A 22,238-nucleotide genomic window follows, 5' to 3' on the forward strand; every position below is an offset into this window, starting at 1 on the left:
CATGGCACAAAAAACAATGATTCAAGCAATTACAGATGCCTTAGCTGTTGAAATGGAAAATGACAAAGAGATTTTAGTCTTTGGTGAAGATGTCGGTAAAAACGGCGGGGTTTTCCGTGCAACAGAAGGTTTACAAGAAAAATTCGGCGAAGATCGTGTCTTCGATACCCCTCTTGCTGAATCTGGTATCGGCGGCTTGGCTTTCGGTTTAGCATTAGAAGGTTTCCGTCCAGTTCCAGAAATCCAATTCTTTGGTTTCGTATTTGAAACATTTGACGAAATCGTTGGTCAAATGGCGCGTACTCGTTACCGTATGGGTGGTACACGTAATTTACCAATCACTATTCGTTCACCATTTGGTGGCGGTGTGCACACACCAGAATTGCACTCAGATAACTTGGAAGGATTGATCGCTCAATCACCTGGTATCCGTGTCGTTATTCCATCAAACCCATATGATGCAAAAGGATTATTGATTGCTTCTATCCGCAGCAATGACCCAGTTGTTTTCTTAGAGCACATGAAACTTTACCGTTCATTCCGTGAAGAAGTGCCAGAAGAAGCATACGAAGTTCCTTTAGACAAAGCAGCAGTAACTCGTGAAGGTTCTGATGTTTCAATCATCACTTATGGTGCAATGGTTCGTGAAGCAATCAAAGCTGCTGACAACTTAGCGAAAGAAAACATCAACGCTGAAATTATCGACTTGCGTACAGTTGCTCCTCTTGATGTTGAAACGATCATCAAATCAGTTGAAAAAACTGGTCGTGTGGTTGTCGTTCAAGAAGCACAAAAACAAGCAGGTGTTGGCGCTCAAGTCGTTTCTGAAATTTCTGAACGTGCGGTTCTATCACTAGAAGCTCCAATCGGACGCGTGTCTGCACCAGATACGATCTTCCCATTCGGTCAAGCTGAAAACATTTGGTTGCCAAATGCAAAAGACATCGAAGACAAAGTGAAAGAAATCGTGAACTTTTAATAGTTGAAGAAGGGAAGAATAGAAAATGGCATTTCAATTTAAATTACCGGATATCGGTGAAGGAATTGCAGAAGGCGAAATCGTAAAATGGTTCGTCAAAGCAGGGGATACCATCAATGAAGATGATACCTTACTAGAAGTTCAAAATGATAAATCAGTGGAAGAAATTCCATCTCCAGTAACAGGAACAGTGAAAAACATCGTTGTCCCTGAAGGTACAGTCGCAAACGTTGGAGATGTCCTTGTTGAGATCGATGCACCAGGACATGAAGACAACGAAGGCGATGCAGGTGTAGCAGCAGAGTCTCAAACACCAGCAAAACCAGCAGCAGAACCTACAACGGAAACGGCTGAAGCATCAGCTGGTTCTTCTGAAGGCGCAGGCGTTTTCCAATTCAAATTACCGGATATCGGTGAAGGAATTGCAGAAGGCGAAATCGTAAAATGGTTCGTTAAAGCAGGAGATACCATCAATGAAGACGATACGTTGCTTGAAGTTCAAAACGACAAATCAGTCGAAGAAATCCCATCTCCAGTAACAGGAACAGTGAAAAACATCGTTGTTGCTGAAGGAACAGTTGCAAATGTTGGTGATGTTTTAGTTGAAATCGACGCACCTGGTCACAACAGTGCGCCTGCTTCATCAAGCGCACCTGCAGAAGCACCAAAAGAAAAAGTGGAAACTTCTGGTTCAGCAAGTGTTGTTGAAGCAGCAGATCCTAACAAACGTGTCTTGGCTATGCCTTCTGTCCGTCAATTCGCTCGCGAAAAAGATGTGGATATTTCCCAAGTATCTGCAACAGGTAAAGGCGGACGTGTAACAAAAGAAGACATCGAAAACTTCCTATCAGGTGGCGGACAAGCTGCAAAAGCTGAAACTCAAGCTCCTGCGAAAGAAGAAACAAAAGCTGCAGCAACTGAAAGCAAACCAGCAGCTCCAGCAAAAGCCTTCAAATCAAACTTAGGTGATTTAGAAGAACGTGTTGCCTTAACACCTACACGTAAAGCAATCGCTAAAGCGATGGTAAACAGCAAACAAACAGCACCTCATGTAACCTTGCATGATGAAGTTGAAGTAACAAACCTTTGGGATAACCGTAAGAAATTCAAAGAAGTTGCTGCTGCAAACGGCACAAAACTTACTTTCTTACCATATGTTGTGAAAGCATTGACTGCAACAGTGAAAAAATTCCCTATCTTGAATGCGTCGATCGATGATGCAAAACAAGAGATTGTATACAAAAACTATTACAACATCGGTATCGCAACAGATACTGACCATGGGTTGTATGTACCAAACGTAAAAGATGCAGATCGTAAAGGCATGTTTGCTATCGCTGATGAAATCAACGAAAAAGCAAAACTTGCTCATGACGGCAAATTGGCTGCAGATGATATGCGTAATGGTACCATCACAATCAGTAACATCGGTTCAGTTGGTGGCGGCTGGTTCACTCCAGTAATCAACTACCCTGAAGTAGCTATTTTGGGTGTAGGTACAATCGCGCAACAACCAATCGTAAACGCTGAAGGCGAAATCGTTGTCGGACGTGTGATGAAACTTTCATTAAGCTTCGACCACCGTATCGTTGATGGCGCAACAGCGCAACAAGCAATGAATAATATCAAACGTCTATTAGCTGATCCAGAGCTATTAATGATGGAAGGATGATTAACAAATGGTAGTTGGAGATTTTGCTGTTGAATTAGATACAGTTGTAATCGGTGCGGGACCTGGCGGCTATGTAGCTGCCATCCGCGCTGCTGAAATGGGACAAAAAGTAGCAATCATTGAAAGAGAATACATCGGCGGCGTTTGTTTGAACGTTGGTTGTATCCCTTCAAAAGCCTTGATCGCTGCAGGTCATCATTATCAAGAATCTTTGGATTCAACAATGTTTGGTGTAACAAGTGAAAATGTTTCCCTTGATTTTACCAAAACTCAAGAATGGAAAGACAACAAAGTCGTTAAAACATTAACTTCAGGTGTTGGTTTCCTATTGAAAAAACACAAAGTAGAAACGATTGAAGGAGAAGCTTTCTTCGTTGATGATCACACATTGCGTGTCATCCACCCAGATTCAGCACAAACATACTCTTTCAACAATGCAATCATCGCAACAGGTTCTCGTCCAATTGAAATCCCTGGTTTCAAATTCGGCGGACGTGTTCTTGATTCAACTGGCGGATTGGCATTAAAAGAAGTTCCTAAAAAATTCGTTGTTATCGGTGGCGGTGTCATCGGTTCTGAACTAGGTGCAGCTTATGCAAACCTAGGGGCAGAAGTAACGATCCTTGAAGGCTCTCCTCAAATCTTGCCAACCTATGAAAAAGACATGGTCAAATTGGTTGAAGAAGACTTTGCGAAAAAAGGTGTAACAGTCGTTACGAACGCAATGGCGAAAGAAGCAATTGACAATGGCGATAGCGTAACTGTCAAATATGCCGTAGATGGTAAAGAAGAATCAGTTACTGCTGATTACGTGATGGTTACTGTTGGTCGTCGTCCAAATACTGATGACATGGGCTTAGAACAAGCAGGTGTTGAAGTAGGCGAACGCGGATTGATCACGGTTGACAAACAAGGCCGTACCAACGTATCAAACATCTACGCAATTGGTGACATCGTTCCTGGTGCTGCGTTAGCACATAAAGCTAGCTACGAAGCAAAAATCGCTGCTGAAGCAATCTCTGGTAAAAAAGTTGCCGTTGATTACAAAGCAATGCCAGCAGTTGCCTTTACTGACCCAGAATTGGCTTCTGTCGGTATGACGATTAAAGATGCCAAAGATGCTGGAATTGAAGCAAAAGCATTCAAATTCCCATTCTCAGGTAACGGTCGTGCGTTATCTCTAGGAAAAACTGAAGGATTCATCCGCTTAGTAACAACGGTTGAAGACAATGTGATCATCGGTGCGCAAATTGCTGGTCTAGGAGCAAGCGATATGGTTTCAGAACTTGCTCTTGCTATTGAATCTGGCATGAACGCAGAAGATATCGCGTTAACGATCCATCCACATCCATCTCTAGGTGAGATCACAATGGATGCTGCTGAGTTAGCTCTAGGATTACCAATCCACATTTAAGCTTTGTGAAACTCGTTCATCATTTGGTGAACGAGTTTTTTTATCACCAGAAATAAAGCGATCCTATGCTATTGACAGAATCTTCTGGAAATGATACGATGCTCTTAATATTTCAACCGTTGATGAGGAAAGTAAATTGATTTGGCAAGCCTAGAGAGTCTTCGTAAGGTGCAAGAAGAACTTGTAGGATCAATCGAAAATGGCCTCTAAGGTGATCTTCTGAACTTGTACGAAAGATAAGGAGATCCGGGTGCGCCCGCTATCGCGTCAGAGTATAACGACGTTTATTTGTCGCGTACTTGCTGAGAAGCATGCTGGAAAGTCTGCTTGAATAAAGGTGGTAACACGTAAACACGTCCTTTGATATCTCGATATCAGAGGGCTTTTTTATTTGCATTATTAAGGAGGAATAGTATGACAGAAAGATTTGAGACGATTCAATTACACGGAGGACAAATACCAGATCCTACCACAGGAAGTCGCGCCGTACCCATTTATCAAACCACATCCTATGTGTTTGATGATGCTGACCAAGCGGCAGCGAGATTTAGTCTTAGTGAGAGCGGCAATATCTATACCCGTATTACCAATCCGACGACCGCGGTTCTAGAAGAGCGATTAGCCCTATTAGAAGGTGGTATCGGTGCGTTAGCTACGGCTTCTGGCTCAGCGGCGATCACCTATGCAATTTTAAATCTCGCGCAAGCAGGAGATCATATCGTTTCTGCTGCTTCAATTTATGGCGGTACCTATAATTTGTTCGCCCATACATTGCCAGATTTTGGCATCACCACAAGCTTTGTCGATAGTGAAGATCTACCAGCACTAAAAGCAGCCATCCAAGAAAATACCAAAGCAGTTTTTCTAGAGTCTTTAGGCAATCCAGATATTGATATTGCCGACTTTAAAAAGATTGCAGCGATTGCTCATGAAGCCGGGATTCCCCTCATCATTGACAACACCTTTGCGACTCCCTATCTGTTTCGAGGGTTTGAGCACGGGGCGGACATCATCGTTTATTCCACGACAAAATACCTCGGTGGTCACGGGGCTGCTTTAGGAGGGGCTATTATTGATAGTGGCAACTTTGATTGGACAAACGGCAAATTTCCCAAGCTGGTCGATCCCGATCATAGTTACCATGGAATCTCATGGGTAGAAGCCGCTGGTAACGCTGCCTATATCACTCGGGCCCGAACGATTCTTTTACGGGATACAGGTGCTGCGATTTCTCCCTTCAATTCATGGGTGTTGCTTTTAGGCATCGAGACCCTCTCGTTGCGGATGGAACGTCATGTAGAAAATGCGCAACAAGTTGCTGAATTTTTAGCCAAGCACCCGGAAGTTTCTTGGGTTCATTTCCCAACCCTGCCGGACAGTCCTTATTTTAAGCGGGCGCAGGAGTATTTCCCCAAAGGGACCAGTTCGGTCCTTTCCTTCGGATTAAAGGGTGGGGCAGAAGCAAGCAAAACCTTTTGTGGCGCAACTAAGCTCTTCTCGCTACTGGCGAACGTTGGCGATGCAAAGTCCTTGATCATCCATCCAGCTTCGACGACCCATTCTCAGCTTAGCGTAGAAGAACTTGCAGCAGCCAAAATTCGTCCAGAGACGATTCGCTTATCCATTGGATTGGAAAACATCGACGATCTATTGGAAGATCTCACGCAAGCCTTCCAACAGCTCTAAATAGTTGAAGCAGTAGGAAAAGCGCAGGATACTATGCTGCGCTTTTTTGTTGTGGGTTAGTGTTTCAAATAAAACTGCGGTTTCTGTTGTTAGAAGGATAGTAAATCCATCGGTTCTATGCTATATTTAGTTGCTAAGGAATATGGATAAGGTGGGGGATGTATGCGTAATCATGCAAGTGACAAGCGGATTCGGTTTTACTACACAAGTTTGCAATTTCTTTATTGGATGATGTTTTGCTCAATCTATGGCTTTGCGACCCTTTTTTTGATTTATTTCAAGGTCGATCCAGCAAAAATTGGCGGTATTTTAGCCTTAGTCAATATTGCGTCTACGATTTTGCAGCCCTTCATCAGTCAAATCATTATCAAAAAAAGTAAAGTACCGCTGATCGTTGTCTTGAAAACGATGACAATCGGCGTGGTCGCGGTGCTCTTAGCAGGTGTGATTTTCCCTGGATTATCAATACTGACCTATGTTTTAGGAGGGATTTTGCTCGTTTCCATGCAGTCCTTTCTCAACGCCTTGGCGTTTGAATACACGAATAGCGGCAACAAAATCAATTTTGGCTTTTCTCGTGCGGGTGGGTCACTAGGATTTGCGGGGACCTCCTTTTTACTGGGGCAGCTCTTGGAGGAGTTTTCGGCAGCCCTTTTGCCAATGATCGCTATCGGGCAGGCCGTTTTGTTTCTCATTATTTTGCTTTTGCTGCCAGCGATCAAGAAGCCAGAAATGCCCGTGATGCTTACAGAACAAAGTCATTCAGGTGCCTTTTTGAAGAAATATCCTTTTCTACTCTTTCTCTTTGTCGGGTTTAGCTTTCTTTTCAGCTTCCACACGATGATCAACAGTTTTTTGGCACAAATTTTTGCCGATATTGGCGGTGGCAGTAAGGAAGTTGGCATCGCCCTGATGATTGCGGCGTTATGCGAATTGCCGGGCATGATTTTCTTTGAACAGTTAGTGAGGATACGGTCTAGCCGTTTTTGGCTGTTGCTGTCCAGTGTTGCCTTTGCCATTCGTGGGGTGCTGATGCTGTTGATCAGCTCCATCATCCTGATGGAAATGAGCCATTTGATGCAAGGGGTTAGTTTTGCCTTGTTTATTCCTGCTTCTGCTTATTTGTTCAACCATAGTTTGGCAGATGAAGACCGGGTTTTTGGACAAACGATTATCATTATCGCTACCACGATCGGTGGCGTGATCGGCAACCTTTTAGGGGGGATGCTGATCCAAAGCTTTGGTGTCTGGGAAATGCTTTTGATTGGGACTGGGTTTGCCGTTTTGGGTGCTACATTGACCTTTATCGGTGTGAAAAAAATCCCTAAAAGCAACAAAAAATTAGCGATCATAAGCGAATGATCGATAGGTAGAAAAAAGAGTTGCGGCCGTATTTCCTTCGGTCGCAACTCTTTTGAATCTGATCAATGGGTACTATTTCTTTTCTAAAACAGCAATAAATTCCCGCATAAAGTCTGGTAGATCTGGGGGACGGCGGCTGGAAACGATATGTCCATCCGTAACCACAGGTGTATCGACCCATGTGGCTCCAGCATTTGTCATATCATCTTTGATGCCTGGTGTACTGGTAACCGTCTTGCCTTGCAGGATATTCGCAGAAATCAAGACCCAGCCTGCATGACAGATTTGTCCAATGATTTTTTGGTCTTTGTCCATCGTTCGCACGAAAGAGATGACCTCTGGGAAACGCCGTAATTTATCAGGTGCCCAACCACCCGGAACTAAGATCGCATCGTAGTCATCGGCGTGAATATCAGAAAAAGCATAGGCTGATTCTGCGGGTACACCATATTTGCCAATATACGTTTTATGCGCTTCTTCACCGACTAAATCGACTTGTGCGCCTTCTTCCCGTAACCGATGGACCGGATACCAAAGTTCTAAATCTTCGAAATCATTGTCGACTAAGGCAATGATTTTTTTGTTTTCTAAACGCAAGAGAATTCCTCCTTTTTCTTGTTATTCTTACTGTAACATCATGCCAAGGGAAACACCAAAAGTATGCTTCCTGAAAAATGCCAAGAAGCTATTCTGAGAATGGTCGTTCAGAGAAATGATATTGATGTAAGCGTTGTAATCATTAGGGGAGTAAGCGATAATAAAAGAAAGCCAAAGGAGGCGAAGATATGGAAGCATTCGAAAAAGCACGAAAATTTATTTACAAAAACGCGCGCCCTTTAGACCTTGCTCGTTGGCAGTACCATTTTGAAAATGGATCTCGCGAGGCTGTATTACAGGCGTTACAAGACTACCAAAATGAAGATGGTGGTTATGGGCATGGTTTGGAACCTGATTATTGGAATCCCAATAGTACACCGATTGCAGTGTGGGAGGCATGTCGAATTTTACGAGAGCTTGAATGCCTTCATTCGTCAAATCCACAAGTCCAAGGGATTCTAAGGTATTTAGCTAGTGGAAAAGAATTTTCTGAAGGGAAATGGCTCAACCAAGTGCCGTCAACGGTATCCTATCCGCATGCGATTTGGTGGGAGAGTCCTGTGGGCGTGCCAGCAGACAACCCAACGGTCAGTCTAGCTGGTACGATCTTAAGAACAGGGGAAACGACCCTCTATCAAAAAGCACAAGAAATCGCCGAAACAGCAGTTGCAAGTTTTCTTAAGGAGCCAACCAGTGAAATGCACACATTAGTCGTCTATCTAGAATTATTACAAGACTGTGAAGAAATCCAGTATCAGCCTGTTTTAGCAAATGACCGCTTTCGCGAGATCTTATTCCAGCAAATTCGCCATACTGTCTCAAACGAGCCAGAAGAGTGGTTCACGTCTTATGTCAGTAAACCTTCAAATTTTTTCTTTACAAGAGAGCAGCTGCTTGGGATCTTTAGTGAAGAATTATGTAAAAAAGAAGCCCAAGAAATTTTAAAATACCAACAAGAAGATGGATCATTTGTCATTCCATGGCAATGGGGAACGGATTATCCAGAGTTTTTCATAAGTAAACAGTGGTGGAAATCAATTACTATCATTAAAAATTTTTTGTTTTTGCGGGCTTTTCTAGACGAACCTTTTTGAAATCGGTCATCTTTTACTAAGCAATCTCGTTGGAAGAAAAAAGGAATTTCCTTCTTATTTGAGATTCACGGATTTCAGCTTTTAAAAATCTCAATAGTTTGTATACAAGAGGTACATTCATTGCTAGGATGTACCTTTTTTGCAGCGGAGGCTCTGACCTATTTTCAATTTTGTGGTACACTGAATAAGATGAATAGGAGTGGTAATATGCGGGATTATCAATATCCTCTTGACTTAGATTGGTCGACAGATGAAATGGTCGTCGTCATGAAGATGTGGGAACGATTAGAACAAGCCTATGAAAAAGGCCTTCCTAGTAGTACGTTTCTTGAGGCGTATCAAGCCTTTAAGAAAGTCGTTCCTAGCATTGGCGAGGAACGCCGTTTAGGCAGAGAATTTGAAGAACTATCAGGCTATTCGCTGTACCATGCTGTGCAGGCAGCGAAAAAGACTGAGGGAAAACTAAAAATGAAAGGGTAGATCAACGAATGCATGAAATCGTTAATGAAGTTCGCCAGTGGATGATCGCTGCAGGTGAAAGGATCAAAGACAATTTAAATAAAGAAGACTTAGTGGTCGAGACAAAATCAGGACGGAAAGACTTAGTGACAGAATTGGATAAAGCCACGCAAGATTTTCTGATTGGTAAGATCCAATCCTATGATCCGGATGCCAAAATTTTAGGTGAAGAAAACGGACTGGACACACTTGCCGACATGAGTGGGCGGGTCTTCATCATTGATCCGATCGATGGAACGATGAATTTCGTGTTAGAAAAAGAAAACTTTTGTATCATGATCGCGATTTACGAAGAGGGCAAAGGGCGCTTTGGCTTTGTCTATAATGTTATGAAAGATGAATTCTTATGGGGTGGTCCAGAGATTGGTGTCTATAACAATGGCGAGAAGATCGAACCGCCGAAAGATATTGCCTTATCCGAAGGTCTCGTTGGCTTGAATTCGCCCATGTTGATCCATAACCGCCACCACGAAACCGAGGTCAGTGACAAAGCATTAGGCATTCGTATGACTGGCTGTGCTGGGGTAGAGCTGATCGCCCTCGCTAAAGGACAAAGAGCAGGCTATCTTTCTCATCTTGCGCCATGGGATTATGCGCCAGGGGGCGTTTTGTTAGAAACCCTTGGATTAAAGATGGCAAACATCAAAGGAGAGCCGCTATCCTTGAATGGACGGGAATTGTTCGTAGGCGGTACACCGAAAGCTTTTGAAGAATTATTGGCGATCGTTAATCAATAAGAAAAAAACCAGATATTTTATTAATATCTGGTTTTTTCTGTAAAAATGAAAACTTTGCACTATATTTCAGAAAGAAATTCTGGTATAATGGCTTGTCGAGTGCAATGTCACCAAAAAAGGAGTTTATAAATTGAATATTAGAAATGATATCCGCAACGTCGCTATTATTGCCCACGTTGACCACGGAAAAACTACATTAGTTGATGAATTATTGAAACAATCCCAAACGTTAGATAGCCATACCCAATTACAAGAACGGGCGATGGATTCAAATGCGATCGAAAAAGAACGTGGCATCACGATCTTAGCGAAAAATACAGCGGTTGAATACAACGGTACAAAAATCAATATCATGGATACCCCAGGACACGCGGACTTTGGTGGTGAAGTAGAGCGGATCATGAAAATGGTCGATGGTGTTGTTTTGGTTGTTGATGCTTATGAAGGAACGATGCCTCAAACACGTTTCGTATTGAAAAAAGCGTTGGAACAACACTTAGTGCCAATCGTAGTTGTCAACAAAATCGACAAACCATCTGCTCGTCCTGAGCATGTTGTCGATGAAGTCTTAGAACTATTTATCGAATTAGGTGCCGACGATGACCAATTGGACTTCCCAGTGATCTACGCTTCTGCGATTAACGGAACTTCAAGTGAATCAGATGATCCTGCTGATCAACAAAAAACGATGGCACCATTGTTTGATACGATCATCGAACATATTCCAGCGCCAATCGACAACAGCGACGAACCATTGCAATTCCAAGTATCATTGCTTGATTACAATGACTACGTTGGACGTATCGGTATTGGCCGTGTCTTCCGCGGATCAATCAAAGTCGGCGACCAAGTTGCATTGATGAAATTAAACGGAGAAGTTAAAAAATTCCGTGTGACGAAACTTTTCGGTTTCTTCGGTTTGAAACGTTTGGAAATCCAAGAAGCCAAAGCCGGTGATTTGATTGCCGTTTCTGGGATGGAAGATATCTTCGTTGGTGAAACTGTTACACCAATCGATCATCAAGATTCATTACCTGTTTTACACATTGATGAACCAACTTTGCAAATGACCTTTATCGTGAACAATTCACCATTTGCGGGTCGCGAAGGAAAATTCGTAACCGCTCGTAAAATTGAAGAACGCTTAATGGCGCAATTGCAAACAGACGTTTCATTGCGTGTGGATCCAATCGGACCTGACTCATGGATCGTTTCTGGACGTGGCGAACTTCATTTGTCAATTTTGATCGAAAATATGCGTCGTGAAGGCTTTGAATTGCAAGTTTCTCGTCCAGAAGTTATCGAACGCGAAATCGATGGCGTGAAATGCGAACCATTTGAACGGGTGCAAATCGATACCCCAGAAGAATACATGGGATCAGTAATCGAATCATTGGGAATGCGTAAAGCAGAAATGCAAGATATGATCAATACAGGGAATGGACAAGTACGGATCATTTTCTTGGCACCAGCTCGTGGCTTGATCGGTTACACGACAGAATTCCTATCAATGACTCGCGGCTACGGCATCATGCACCACACCTTCGATCAATATTTGCCAATGATCCAAGGACAAATTGGTGGCCGTCATCAAGGCGCACTTGTATCGATCGATACAGGAAAAGCAACGACTTACTCGATCATGAGTATTGAAGAACGTGGAACGGTCTTCGTTGAACCAGGTACCGAAGTGTACGAAGGAATGATCATTGGTGAAAACTCTCGTGACAAAGACTTAACGGTCAATATCACGAAAGCAAAACAAATGACCAACGTCCGTTCTGCAAACAAAGACCAAACCTCAGTTATCAAGAAACCTCGTATTCTTTCTTTGGAAGAATCACTGGAATTCTTGAATGATGATGAATACTGTGAAGTAACACCAGAAAGCATTCGTTTAAGAAAACAAATCTTGAACAAGAGCGAACGGGAAAAATCACAGAAAAAGAAAAATAACTGATAACTAAAACAGTGATCAAAAGTTTTAAACACTTCTGATCTGTTCGATTTTCCGAAGGATGGAAAAGGGATTGCTCCTGTGTTGCAGCGGCTCTTCGCCGCAGGACCCAGAAAAAGCAATCAGCCGATTTCCCTCCTTCGGTTCTTTTTTGCTCGAAGTCAAGTTGAACCGTTAGAATAAGCACCGCTTGCAATTTCGGCCATTCCTTTTTAAAATGAAGAAAGCAAGCACAAAGGAGAAATCTATGAAAAATTATCCTGTTAAAAAGAATCAGGAACTTGAAGTTGATATTTTGGATCTTTCCCATGAAGGAAATGGGATCGCCAAAGTCGATGGGTACTTATTATTTATTGAAAACACCCTGCCAAATGAACGTGCCTTAGTCAAAGTGTTGAAAGTCGGCAACAAATTTGGTTTTGCCAAAGTGATGAAATTGTTGCAAGCAAGTCCTGATCGGCAAGAATTGCCGAATGAAGCATTGTTGCGCACCGGTATCGCTCCATTGAGTCATTTGAGCTATGACAAACAATTAGCCTTCAAACAGCAGCAAGTAGAGAATGTTTTGGCTAAAATCGCCAAATTGCCTGAAATCACAGTCAATGCGCCAATCGGAATGGAAAAACCATTTGGTTACCGCAACAAAGCGCAAATCCCTGTGCAAAAAATCCATGGGGAATTAACGACTGGATTTTACCGCAAAAACAGCCATACTCTGGTACCGATCGAAGACTTTTATATTCAAGATCCAAACATCGATCAAGCAATCATCAAAGTCAGAGATATTTTGCAGCGGTTCAATGTCAAAGCCTACAATGAAGAAGCCCATGAAGGGTTCTTACGCCACATTGTCGTTCGTCGTGGGCATCACTCAGGTGAAATGATGGTCGTATTAGTGACACGTAAACCGAAATTCTTCAAAGGAGAAGAAATCGCGGAAGTGATCCACGAAGAGATTCCAGAAGTTGTTTCTGTCATTCAAAACATCAATGAAGAAAAAACCAATGTGATCATGGGGGAATTCGAGCGTGTGTTGTATGGCAAGTCATCGATCGATGATCAATTATTAGGTAAAACCTTCCAAATCTCAGCGAAATCTTTCTACCAAGTCAACACAGCGCAAACAGAAGTCTTGTATCAAACCGCCTTCGAGATGGCGCAACTGTCTGAAAATGATGTCGTTGTGGATGCTTATGCAGGAATCGGAACGATCGGGATTAGTTTGGCTGATCGCGTGAAAGAAGTGTTAGGGATGGAAGTCATTCCTGAAGCAGTGAACGATGCCAAAGCCAATGCCAAAAGAAATGGTGTCGAAAATGTGCATTATTTTATCGGTAAAGCCGAAAAAATCATGCCGCAATGGCTACGCGAAGGCATTCAACCGACAGTCGTCTTCGTTGATCCACCTCGCAAAGGTTTAGATGCTAGCTTTATCGAAACGACTGCTGCGGTTAAACCAGAGCGCATCGTCTACATTTCCTGCAATCCAGCAACCTTGGCTCGTGACCTCGCGTTATTTGCGGAAGAAGGGTATGTGACAAAAGAAGTCCAACCTGTTGATTTGTTCCCACAAACGACCCATGTGGAGTGTGTCGTGTTGTTAGAACGTCGTTAAGAAACAACAAGTTTTTTTTAGCAATTTTGATCTTGAATTCTTTTTATGGTAATTGTCATAAAATCTTACGATAGCAAAGTTATTAGAGAAAGCAAGTCAATTGAGAAATAAGCAACTAAAACCCATCTGTCTATCTAATTACGTCGATTGTGACGTTTAGAATGGATGAAATATAAAACCAGAAACTGGAACTGAAAGATACTCTTTCTGTGCCAGTTTTTTTGTTCTTTCTCACTATTGATGAGCGGGGAAAAAATCAATGCAAAAAGCAGTGAAGCTTCAAATATGCAGACATCCCAATCCTTTAACAAAATGGTTTATCGGCAATTTATAGTTAATGTGTATAAAAATATGGCGTGTGGTGATTAGAAAGTATTATAATAAACGTAGTGAATAGAAAATTTTTGTTAGGAGGGATTACACATGGCAACGATTCGTGCATTTTCACACAAAGAGATTACACCGCAGAATACGCATTTGTCGAGTTTTAAAGTGTTGATAGAGTCAGCTTTTTATGGGAACAATGTCACTTGGATTCATGATCAAGCCACGGCCTATCGCTTAGCAAAAGAATCTTCTGGCGCTATTCTTACGGATATGCCGGTCACACACACCAAGGAGTTAGGACTACCGGAGGATGCTAAAGTCATCGTGTTTAATGACGGAAAAGTTGTTGGACGGACAGCGGCAGCTCGACGCATCATCGGACATCCCGGGATTGATCGAAAATTGTATGAAGGGATTTTAAGAGATGCTTTATTTCAAGGGACACGTAAAAAATTCTATGGCGGTGAAGTTGTTGTAGGGTTAGACGAAGCGTTTATGGTCAAAGCACACCTGTTGCTACCAGAGTACTATGAAACCAATTTTTACTCTTATTTGTTGAATTTTCAAATGCTGACAAAATCATGGCAGGAAAGGTATCAACGTTCCAAAGAATATCCAGAAACGGACATTTTTTTGTACGCTGATCCAGATTGGTCTCATCCTGATTTTCCTTATGGGCTGTCTCTCTTTGATCCTGAACACAATGTTGCGGCAGTCTTAGGCTTAAACTATTTTGGTGAATTGAAAAAAGCGACATTAACTTTGGCTTGGGCTACCGCGCATCGCAATGGCTTTGTGGCGTGTCATGGGGGAATGAAGCAATATCAGTTACCGAATCGAACATTTACGATGGCTGCTTTTGGTCTTTCAGGATCAGGAAAATCGACCATCACATTGGCGGAACATGATGGCAAATATGATATCAAGGTTCTTCATGACGATGCATTTGTGATTAATCAAACAAATGGTGCGTCCACTGCTCTGGAGCCTTCTTATTTTGATAAAACGCAAGACTATCCATTAACCAACCCAAATGTCCGCTACTTTATCACCTGTCAAAATGTTGGGGTTACTTTAGACGAGGAAGGAAAAAAGGTCATCGTCACCCAAGATATTCGTAACGGGAATGGTCGAACCGTCAAATCACGGTATGTCACACCTAACCGGGTGGATCATTTAGATTCGCCGATCGATGCAGTATTTTGGATCATGAAAGATGACACGCTACCTCCTGTAGTAAAAATTGACGATCCGATTTTAGCCGCTGTTTTTGGTTTGACCTTAGCTACGAAGCGCACGACAGCTGAACATGTTGTCGAGACCACGGATATAGATAAACTGGTCATCGAGCCTTATGCCAATCCATTTAGAGTCTATCCTTTAAAAGAAGATTTTGCCCATTTCATGAACTTATTCAAAGAAAACCAAACGGCTTGTTATATTCTAAATACAGGCTTTTACAAAGACAAGAAGGTCACACCTGAAGTCACGCTGACATCGATTGAAAAAATTGTGAAAGGCGAGGCCAATTTTAAGAGGTTTGGTGAAATCACAGAAATGAGTTACCTGCCAGTAACAGGGTTCGAAGTCGATTTTCAAGATGCCTCCTATGTTGCTCATTTAAGAGAGCGGATACAAGGACGGCTGGACTTTATTTTGGCTCAAGAAACAGAAAATGATGGCTATAATAAGTTGCCTAAAGAGGTAGCAAAGGCAATGGGAAATGTGATTTCTACATTAAATGAGCTTCCTGGCTAATCCCATTGAATCAAACTTCCGCAAGCGGCTTTTCTTCCTGAAACACTTATTTTGTTAGCCAGAAAGGAGCGATTATGAACATTCAGTTTCACCATATCCAAATCACAGTCAATGATGTAAAAAAAGCAGAAGGTTTTTATGATCAATTATTTGCACTATTAGGTTTCGACCTTCAGAAGAAATATTCTGGGTATTTAGAACATGCCGATATGGAAGTAGTAGAATATATAGGGGATTCATTTGATTTCGGTATTTGTTCCCCACGAAAAGAATGGAAGAAGGAGAAAATCGATTCAAGAAAACCTGGCTCGGTTCAGCACATGGCGTTTAAGGCGGAAAGCCGCGAAGTAGTAGATGCGATCTTTCCCAAAATAAAAGCCTTAGGGGTAAAGATCCTTCACGATCGACCAATGGAGTACAAAGAGCGCATCGCTCCTAACTACTATGCCTTATTCTTTGAAAGCCCAGAAGGCATTCGTTTTGAACTATTTCATTATGCCTGATTCCTTTAACTAGAAGAGTGTGGCATTAAATTATTGCGTGAGCGCGTTCTTATTAAGGTGATCTTTCATTAAGGGGCTAGCATAATCAGGCGAGTTTAGAGAGAAACTTTTTTAGAACCTGTCATCAGGAAAATCTGAACACTCTTGTTTTAAGTACGTCCATCCTGAAAAACTCGTTGGTTCCTAAAATTTATTTGGACAATTCGAATACAAAAATCTAACTCATGTGTTGAAAAACGTCGATTTTATCTTTCTAGAAGCTGTTGCATTGTGGGTCAATAAGGATTGTTGCGTTGATTGCAGGGCACTTAAGAAATGGAGGAGGAACAATATGGATCAGACGGTTCAGCAAGATATCGAAGCGATCATTTCCCGTCAATATGATCTTGGCGCCGATTTATGGTCGACGCCAGACCATAAATTACTGAAAGGAGCACCCTTTACAACCTTAGAGTGTCCTCATTATTTGCTTGAACTTGGTATGTCGCCTGAGGAGAACTTATTAAAAGAGACCGCTGCATTGATCTTTCAAGGATGGAGAGAAGATGGCAGATTTAAAATTTCGCCATCAGGGGGGATTTATCCCTGTCATACAGCGCTGGCTTTGCGAACGCTGTGTGCTCTTGGTTACGCAAGGGACCCGCGGCTACAACAGACCTTTCACTATTTTCTTGCTACTCAGGAAACAGATGGCGGCTGGAAGTGCAATAAATACAGTTTTGGTCGCGGCCCGGAGACCCGCTATTCAACCCCGATGACGACGTTAACGGTCCTTGATGCCTTTCGATATACTCATGATCGTGAACAGATGGAAACACTTAATCAAGCAATCGAATGCTTGCTTGCTCATTGGGAGATTCGTCAGCCAATCAGTCCCTGTCATTACGGAATGGGCACATTGTTTATGCAGACAGAATACCCCTTTAGAGGGTACAATCTTTTTTATTATCTGTATGTCTTGTCTTTTTATCCTTCTGCCAGAAAAGACGCACGGTTTCTGGAGGCTTTGCAGCAGTTTGAATCGAAAGTTAAAAATGGCAATGTTATTGTAGAACGGGTTGTACCAAAACTGGGGAAACTGAATTTTTGTAAAAAAGGACAAATTAGTTCCTTCGCCACCCGACGGTACCAAGAAATCCTTGCTCACTTAGCAGAAGATTAAGGAAAAAACAGTCCTTTGGAATGTTCCTCCATCTAGACGATTCTTTTTCTTTTCTGGTACACTGTCTCTAAAGAACCGACCGAATAATCAACAGAGGGGAGAAAGACATGCAAAAAATCTATCTGGTTGAAGATGATGCGACGATCGTCTCTGTTTTAGCCGATTATTTGCAGCAGTGGGGATACGAATGCCATTCGGCCAAGAATTTTGCTGAACTCTTGCAAGAGTTTCACGACATCAAACCTGATCTCGTTCTTTTAGATATCTCCTTGCCTTATTACAATGGGTATCATTGGTGCCAAGAAATTCGCAAGGCGTCAGAAGTACCGATCATTTTTCTTTCGTCGATGGATCAGCAGATGAATCAAATCATGGCGATGAACATGGGGGCGGATGATTATTTAACAAAACCCTTTGATTTAGCCTTCGTTTTGGCAAAAATCCAAGCGTTGCTGCGGCGCAGCTATCAGTATAGCCACCAACAAGCGCTGACCTTTGACATAGGGCAAGTAACCTTTTATCCAACAGAAAATATATTAAAAAATCAGGGGGAACAGTTGCCGCTTTCTCCAAATGAAGCTCGGATTCTTTCCTTGCTTTTGCAGCATCGAGGGAAGATCGTAGCCAAAGAGACCATCATTGAAATGCTCTGGAATAGTGAAGAGTTCATCGATAACAATACATTAGCAGTCAATATGACTCGTTTGCGAAAAAAATTGAGCCAGATCGAACTATCCGATTTGATCCAAACGGTAAAGAATAAAGGCTATTTGATAGAAAAGGAACACGCCTATGACTAATGTGAAAGAATATTTCGTGTTGTATGGAAAGTTTTATCTCGTTTACCTGCTATTTAGTGCGGGTCTACTAGGGTTATTCTTTCTTCACAGCCTTCCATTAGAACCCTTCATTGACTATGCGGTTTTTTCAGGGGTGATTTTAGGAGGTCTTTCCCTTTTTCATTATTTTCGTTACGCACAAAAAAGAAAGCAGCTACAGCATTTATTAAGAAAAGAATGTATGACGGAAGCGGCGTTGGCGTTCTTGCCTGCCACTCGAAATCGTTTAGAAGACGAATACCAAGCCCTTCTAAGGCAGCTGGCAAAAGAAAAAACGCTGTCCGATTACAAAGCAACCATGAAAAATGAAGAAATTTATGAAGATTTCGGTTTGTGGCTTCATCAAATCAAAACACCTCTAGCGGCGCTAGATCTTTTGGTGCAAAGCGATTCGTTGTCACCGACGGAGGTCAAAGCGGAATTATTTAAGGTGAATGATTACTTGCAAATGATGTTGAATTATTTACGACAAAATTTAGCCAATGAAGATTTTGTCTTTGAGTCGATTGCTTTAGCGCCCCTTGTTCGTCAAACGATCAAAAAGTATGCCTTGTTTTTCTCGAAAAAGAATCTGCAACTGGACATGGCGGTGGATTTGACGGTGACATCCGATCGAAAGTGGCTCGTTTTTATTTTTGAACAGGTTCTTTTCAACAGCTTGAAGTATACCGAAACCGGTGGCATCAACGTTTTCACTAAAGACAATGCCTTGGTGATCCAAGATAGCGGCATTGGTATTCGTAAGGAAGACTTGCCGCGGGTTTTTGAGAAAGGATATACGGGACAAAATGGTCGCTTTCAGCAACGAGCGAGCGGGCTAGGCTTATATATGAGTCAACAAGCGGCTGAAAAAATCGGCTGCCGTTTAGCGATTGATTCTGAAGTGGGACAGGGAACCATCGTCACACTTCATTTTCCCACCACAAATAACCGATAGCCGCAAACTTTCAACACTGTAAGTTTGCGGTTTTTATTGTAAGTCGCTTTTTTCTGCCAGTCAGCTTATTCTAAAAAGGAAGGAGGGAACAAGATGACACTTTTAAACATTCAACAAGTAAAAAAAATCTATCAAAGCCAGCTGAATGGGCAACCCGTCGAAGCGTTGAAGAATATAACCTTTAAGGTAGAAGAAGGGGAATATGTAGCCATCATGGGGGAATCAGGTTCGGGGAAGAGTACGCTACTGAACTTGATGGCGACGTTAGACCAACCGACAGCGGGTGAGATGCAGCTGAATGGCATCGATTTGGCCACCATCAAAGAAAAAGATGCAGCAAGTTTTCGACGGGATCACTTAGGCTTTGTCTTTCAAGACTTTAATTTATTGGACACTTTTACGGTAAAGGACAATATTTTATTGCCATTAGTTTTATCGAAAGTTTCCGTCAAACAAATGGAATTGCAGCTTCAGCCTATTGTACAAACTTTAGGGATCGCCGATTTATTGCAGCATTACCCGTATGAATTGTCTGGCGGACAAAAGCAACGTGTTGCCGTCGCACGAGCGATCATCACAAAACCAGAACTGCTATTAGCAGATGAGCCAACCGGAGCGCTGGATTCGAAAACCTCTGATCAACTACTGACATTATTTCAGCAGATCAATCAAAACGGACAGACGATCGTGATGGTCACCCACAGTTCGATCGCAGCCAGTCGCGCACAACGCGTCTTGTTTATCAAAGACGGGTATGTATTTCACCAGTTGTATCGAGGAGAACGGAGTGATACCGCTTTTCTAGAAGCAATCGCCGAAACAATGACTGCTGTTTTTGCGAAGGAGGAGTAACGAATGTTCTTTCAAAAAATCGCCTTCTCCAATTTACGTAAAAATGCCAAAGCCTACACACCCTTTTTAGTATCCATGAGTTTCTTGGTAGCTGTTTTGATGATGACGCAAATCATCGTGAACAATCCGGGGATGAAGGAACTTCCTAGTAGTCAAAGCGCCATTTTCATGTTTCATTTAGGAAATATCATCCTGATGATCTTTGCGGCGATCTTTTCCTTTTACACCAATAACTTTTTGATCAAGCAGCGAAAAAAAGAATTTGGTCTCTACAATGTTTTGGGACTAGGAAAACGCGAGATAGCCTTCGTGGTCTTTTGGGAACTCTTTTACAGTTTTCTTATTAGTCTTGCGGCCGGACTGATCAGTGGCTTATTGTTTGCACGATTAGGATTTTTGATCCTGAAGAAAATCTTAGCCGTAGGCGAATTCTTTGTTTTTAAACTTTCATTTGAAAGTATCGGATTTGTGATCCTCTATTTTATGTGCGTGTTTGGTTGTCTATTTTTAATTGACCTGTTGCAAGTACGCAAAACCAACCCACTTCAACTGCTACAGGGAAGCAAGCGTAATGAAAAAGAGCCTCGTGCGAAAGGCATTTTAGCACTATTAGGTGTCCTTTGTTTAGTAGCCGGTTATACGATCTCTGTGACGATCAAGTCTCCCATCAGTGCCTTAGGCCTGTTCTTTGTCGCAGTGATCCTCGTGATTTTAGCCACCTATCTGTTGTTTATTTCTGGCAGTATCAAAGCGTTGCAGTTTTTAAGAAAACGAACGACCTATTATTATCAAACGAACCATTTTATCAATGTCTCTACCATGTTATATCGGATGAAGCAAAATGCGGCTGGTTTAGCAAGTATTTGTATTTTATCAACGATGGTGTTAGTGACAGTTGCTACGACCGCCAGTCTTTATTTTGGACAAAAGAATGTGATCGAAACCCGTTTTCCTTACGATGTTCAAATTGAGTCAGCGGCTGATTCCCAGCAAATCAACACAGTGATTGATGGACTTGAAGAGAAGCTAACGATCAAAGAGCGCCAGCAAGTCACTACAACAAGACCGTTGCTTTTTACCTTTGAGGAACCAAATTTTGTTCCCTCAACCACTTTTGAAGAAAATAGCGGTAGTTTAGATAAAGCCGTGTATCTTATTTTTCTTACCAGTTCTGAATACCATGAAATCACCGGGAAAACAGGACCCGCTGACGATGAACTATTCGTTTTTCCCGCAACTTGGACCCAACAAGCATTACCAGAAAAGACGACGATCGATGATCGTCAATTTCGCTTGCGGGAATTGAAAGAACTGCCAACATTCACGAAAACAGAAAACCCGGTTCAGCATCTTGTTCTCGTGGTGGATGATCAATGGCTTGCCGAAAAGCTAAGCTCTTGGTATCAAAATAATGATTTTCAACTTTACCAGCAACCAGTGACAACAACAGTCTTTAATTTTCAAACAGCAGAAGCAAGCGATCGCGAAGCGATCGCAAAAGAGATTCGCAGCGAACTTCTGGCAGCAGATGCTCATGCGAGCGTTCAGTCAAAAGATCTTTTTGAAGGTGAGACAAAAACCTTTACCGGCGGCTTCTTCTTCTTAGGCTTGATTTTTGGTGTGGTCTTTATTTTAGCTGCCGCATTGATCATTTATTATAAACAAGTTTCCGAAGGGATGGAGGACAAAGAACGCTTCGAGATCTTGCAAAAAGTTGGGTTAAGCCATAAGGAAGTCAAACAAGTGATCCAGCAGCAAGTCTTGATGATTTTCTCATTTCCATTGGCGGCAGCGATCATCCATCTCGCATTTGCTTTGCCGATGATTCGGAAGTTGTTGCTTCTTTTTGGTCTGACAGATCGCAACTTATTGATCACGGTATCGATTATCTCTGTTCTGCTGTTTACAATGATCTATTTACTGGTGTATTTCATCACTGCAAGAGTCTACTACCGACTTGTGGAGCGAAAACAATAGCCGTTGAAAAAAAGTTAGTCGAACGAGTCGTCACTGACAGGACCTACAGTAAAATAGAATGTGAGAACACCTCATCCGTAAAGCGACTTCCAGAAGTTAGAATTTTTGATTTAACTTTTTAGAATCACTATATGATTGAGGTGTTTTTTATAGCTACTCCTATTAGCCCACTTTTTTAGAGTTGAAAAAAAGGCATAGGTGACCTATAGTGAAAAGGAGTAAAGCACAGGTATAGATTGCCGCGAGGCTGA

General features: G+C 42.2%; 18 protein-coding genes and 1 other annotated feature. Of the genes, 17 read left to right on the top strand and 1 reads right to left on the bottom strand.

Translation table 11 applies throughout. From position 1 onward, the window contains the following. Window position 1 precedes the first annotated feature (1 nt). The 5 genes from IGK85_RS06900 to IGK85_RS06920 all read left to right on the top strand — a co-directional run bounded on the left by IGK85_RS06900 (window position 2) and on the right by IGK85_RS06920 (window position 7,113). Complete coding sequence (locus IGK85_RS06900; RefSeq protein WP_005230047.1) at window positions 2–979, top strand: alpha-ketoacid dehydrogenase subunit beta; 978 nt, start codon at window positions 2–4, stop codon at window positions 977–979. A 25-nt stretch (window positions 980–1,004) separates the two neighbouring features. After that, window positions 1,005–2,651, top strand: a complete 1,647-nt coding sequence (locus IGK85_RS06905) for a dihydrolipoyllysine-residue acetyltransferase (protein ID WP_005236379.1) — start codon at window positions 1,005–1,007, stop codon at window positions 2,649–2,651. Window positions 2,652–2,658: 7 nt separating this feature from the next. Then, window positions 2,659–4,065, top strand: a complete 1,407-nt coding sequence (lpdA, locus tag IGK85_RS06910) for a dihydrolipoyl dehydrogenase (protein WP_005230052.1) — start codon at window positions 2,659–2,661, stop codon at window positions 4,063–4,065. A gap of 110 nt (window positions 4,066–4,175) precedes the next feature. Next, window positions 4,176–4,429: a binding site (T-box leader), on the top strand. Between the two features lie 50 nt (window positions 4,430–4,479). Then, entirely contained in the window at window positions 4,480–5,751 is a 1,272-nt protein-coding gene (locus IGK85_RS06915) for an O-acetylhomoserine aminocarboxypropyltransferase/cysteine synthase family protein (protein WP_008381431.1), read from the top strand. A 162-nt stretch (window positions 5,752–5,913) separates the two neighbouring features. Continuing rightward, window positions 5,914–7,113 (top strand): MFS transporter, encoded by a 1,200-nt coding sequence (locus tag IGK85_RS06920; RefSeq protein ID WP_008381429.1) that lies wholly within the window; start codon window positions 5,914–5,916, stop codon window positions 7,111–7,113. A gap of 72 nt (window positions 7,114–7,185) precedes the next feature. Here the strand turns inward: IGK85_RS06920 and IGK85_RS06925 are convergent, their stop codons facing one another. Then, on the bottom strand, window positions 7,186–7,710 hold the full coding sequence (locus IGK85_RS06925; protein WP_008381428.1) for a type 1 glutamine amidotransferase domain-containing protein: 525 nt from the start codon (window positions 7,708–7,710) through the stop codon (window positions 7,186–7,188). A gap of 188 nt (window positions 7,711–7,898) precedes the next feature. On the opposite strand from IGK85_RS06925, the gene IGK85_RS06930 reads away from it, so the two are divergent. From IGK85_RS06930 to IGK85_RS06985, 12 genes are all read left to right on the top strand, one after another. Further along, the gene (locus IGK85_RS06930; protein ID WP_008381426.1) at window positions 7,899–8,804 is read left to right on the top strand and encodes a hypothetical protein; all 906 of its coding nucleotides are present in this window, start codon (window positions 7,899–7,901) and stop codon (window positions 8,802–8,804) included. 207 nt (window positions 8,805–9,011) lie between these two features. Beyond that, window positions 9,012–9,284 (top strand): UPF0223 family protein, encoded by a 273-nt coding sequence (locus IGK85_RS06935; protein ID WP_008381425.1) that lies wholly within the window; start codon window positions 9,012–9,014, stop codon window positions 9,282–9,284. Window positions 9,285–9,292: 8 nt separating this feature from the next. Beyond that, window positions 9,293–10,060, top strand: a complete 768-nt coding sequence (locus IGK85_RS06940; RefSeq protein WP_008381423.1) for an inositol monophosphatase family protein — start codon at window positions 9,293–9,295, stop codon at window positions 10,058–10,060. A 130-nt stretch (window positions 10,061–10,190) separates the two neighbouring features. Further along, a complete protein-coding gene (typA, locus tag IGK85_RS06945) occupies window positions 10,191–12,020 on the top strand; it encodes a translational GTPase TypA (RefSeq protein WP_005236363.1) in 1,830 nt (609 codons plus the stop codon). 244 nt (window positions 12,021–12,264) lie between these two features. Then, window positions 12,265–13,632: a 23S rRNA (uracil(1939)-C(5))-methyltransferase RlmD gene (gene rlmD, locus IGK85_RS06950; RefSeq protein WP_008381419.1), complete on the top strand. Its 1,368-nt coding sequence runs from the start codon at window positions 12,265–12,267 to the stop codon at window positions 13,630–13,632. A gap of 423 nt (window positions 13,633–14,055) precedes the next feature. Further along, a complete protein-coding gene (locus IGK85_RS06955; RefSeq protein WP_008381417.1) occupies window positions 14,056–15,717 on the top strand; it encodes a phosphoenolpyruvate carboxykinase (ATP) in 1,662 nt (553 codons plus the stop codon). Window positions 15,718–15,791: 74 nt separating this feature from the next. Further along, on the top strand, window positions 15,792–16,220 hold the full coding sequence (locus tag IGK85_RS06960) for a VOC family protein (protein WP_008381416.1): 429 nt from the start codon (window positions 15,792–15,794) through the stop codon (window positions 16,218–16,220). 331 nt (window positions 16,221–16,551) lie between these two features. Beyond that, window positions 16,552–17,382, top strand: a complete 831-nt coding sequence (locus tag IGK85_RS06965; protein WP_008381415.1) for a prenyltransferase — start codon at window positions 16,552–16,554, stop codon at window positions 17,380–17,382. 107 nt (window positions 17,383–17,489) lie between these two features. Beyond that, window positions 17,490–18,182 carry a response regulator transcription factor gene (locus IGK85_RS06970; protein ID WP_008381414.1) on the top strand — a complete coding sequence of 231 codons (693 nt, stop codon included), beginning with the start codon at window positions 17,490–17,492 and terminating at the stop codon, window positions 18,180–18,182. Further along, window positions 18,175–19,158 carry a sensor histidine kinase gene (locus IGK85_RS06975; protein ID WP_008381413.1) on the top strand — a complete coding sequence of 328 codons (984 nt, stop codon included), beginning with the start codon at window positions 18,175–18,177 and terminating at the stop codon, window positions 19,156–19,158. Before IGK85_RS06970 ends, IGK85_RS06975 begins: the two co-directional genes overlap by 8 nt. Window positions 19,159–19,251: 93 nt before the next feature. Continuing rightward, window positions 19,252–20,010, top strand: coding sequence for an ABC transporter ATP-binding protein (locus IGK85_RS06980; RefSeq protein WP_008381412.1), 759 nt, complete (start codon window positions 19,252–19,254; stop codon window positions 20,008–20,010). Between the two features lie 3 nt (window positions 20,011–20,013). Further along, window positions 20,014–21,987, top strand: a complete 1,974-nt coding sequence (locus tag IGK85_RS06985) for an ABC transporter permease (protein WP_008381410.1) — start codon at window positions 20,014–20,016, stop codon at window positions 21,985–21,987. The last annotated feature ends 251 nt before the right edge of the window (window positions 21,988–22,238 follow it).

The sequence above is a fragment of the Enterococcus sp. AZ015 genome (assembly GCF_050499225.1).
GTDB lineage: Bacteria > Bacillota > Bacilli > Lactobacillales > Enterococcaceae > Enterococcus_D > Enterococcus_D entomosocium.

Bases quoted from the DNA above. Each gene is read 5' to 3' on its own strand.
- IGK85_RS06960 (WP_008381416.1), top strand. From the start codon at position 15,792: ATGAACATTCAGTTTCACCATATCCAAATCACAGTCAATGATGTAAAA.
- IGK85_RS06900 (WP_005230047.1), top strand. From the start codon at position 2: ATGGCACAAAAAACAATGATTCAAGCAATTACAGATGCCTTAGCTGTT.
- IGK85_RS06955 (WP_008381417.1), top strand. From the start codon at position 14,056: ATGGCAACGATTCGTGCATTTTCACACAAAGAGATTACACCGCAGAAT.
- IGK85_RS06970 (WP_008381414.1), top strand. From the start codon at position 17,490: ATGCAAAAAATCTATCTGGTTGAAGATGATGCGACGATCGTCTCTGTT.
- IGK85_RS06935 (WP_008381425.1), top strand. From the start codon at position 9,012: ATGCGGGATTATCAATATCCTCTTGACTTAGATTGGTCGACAGATGAA.
- IGK85_RS06985 (WP_008381410.1), top strand. From the start codon at position 20,014: ATGTTCTTTCAAAAAATCGCCTTCTCCAATTTACGTAAAAATGCCAAA.
- IGK85_RS06915 (WP_008381431.1), top strand. From the start codon at position 4,480: ATGACAGAAAGATTTGAGACGATTCAATTACACGGAGGACAAATACCA.
- IGK85_RS06940 (WP_008381423.1), top strand. From the start codon at position 9,293: ATGCATGAAATCGTTAATGAAGTTCGCCAGTGGATGATCGCTGCAGGT.
- IGK85_RS06975 (WP_008381413.1), top strand. From the start codon at position 18,175: ATGACTAATGTGAAAGAATATTTCGTGTTGTATGGAAAGTTTTATCTC.
- IGK85_RS06965 (WP_008381415.1), top strand. From the start codon at position 16,552: ATGGATCAGACGGTTCAGCAAGATATCGAAGCGATCATTTCCCGTCAA.
- IGK85_RS06920 (WP_008381429.1), top strand. From the start codon at position 5,914: ATGCGTAATCATGCAAGTGACAAGCGGATTCGGTTTTACTACACAAGT.
- lpdA (WP_005230052.1), top strand. From the start codon at position 2,659: ATGGTAGTTGGAGATTTTGCTGTTGAATTAGATACAGTTGTAATCGGT.
- IGK85_RS06980 (WP_008381412.1), top strand. From the start codon at position 19,252: ATGACACTTTTAAACATTCAACAAGTAAAAAAAATCTATCAAAGCCAG.
- rlmD (WP_008381419.1), top strand. From the start codon at position 12,265: ATGAAAAATTATCCTGTTAAAAAGAATCAGGAACTTGAAGTTGATATT.
- IGK85_RS06930 (WP_008381426.1), top strand. From the start codon at position 7,899: ATGGAAGCATTCGAAAAAGCACGAAAATTTATTTACAAAAACGCGCGC.
- IGK85_RS06905 (WP_005236379.1), top strand. From the start codon at position 1,005: ATGGCATTTCAATTTAAATTACCGGATATCGGTGAAGGAATTGCAGAA.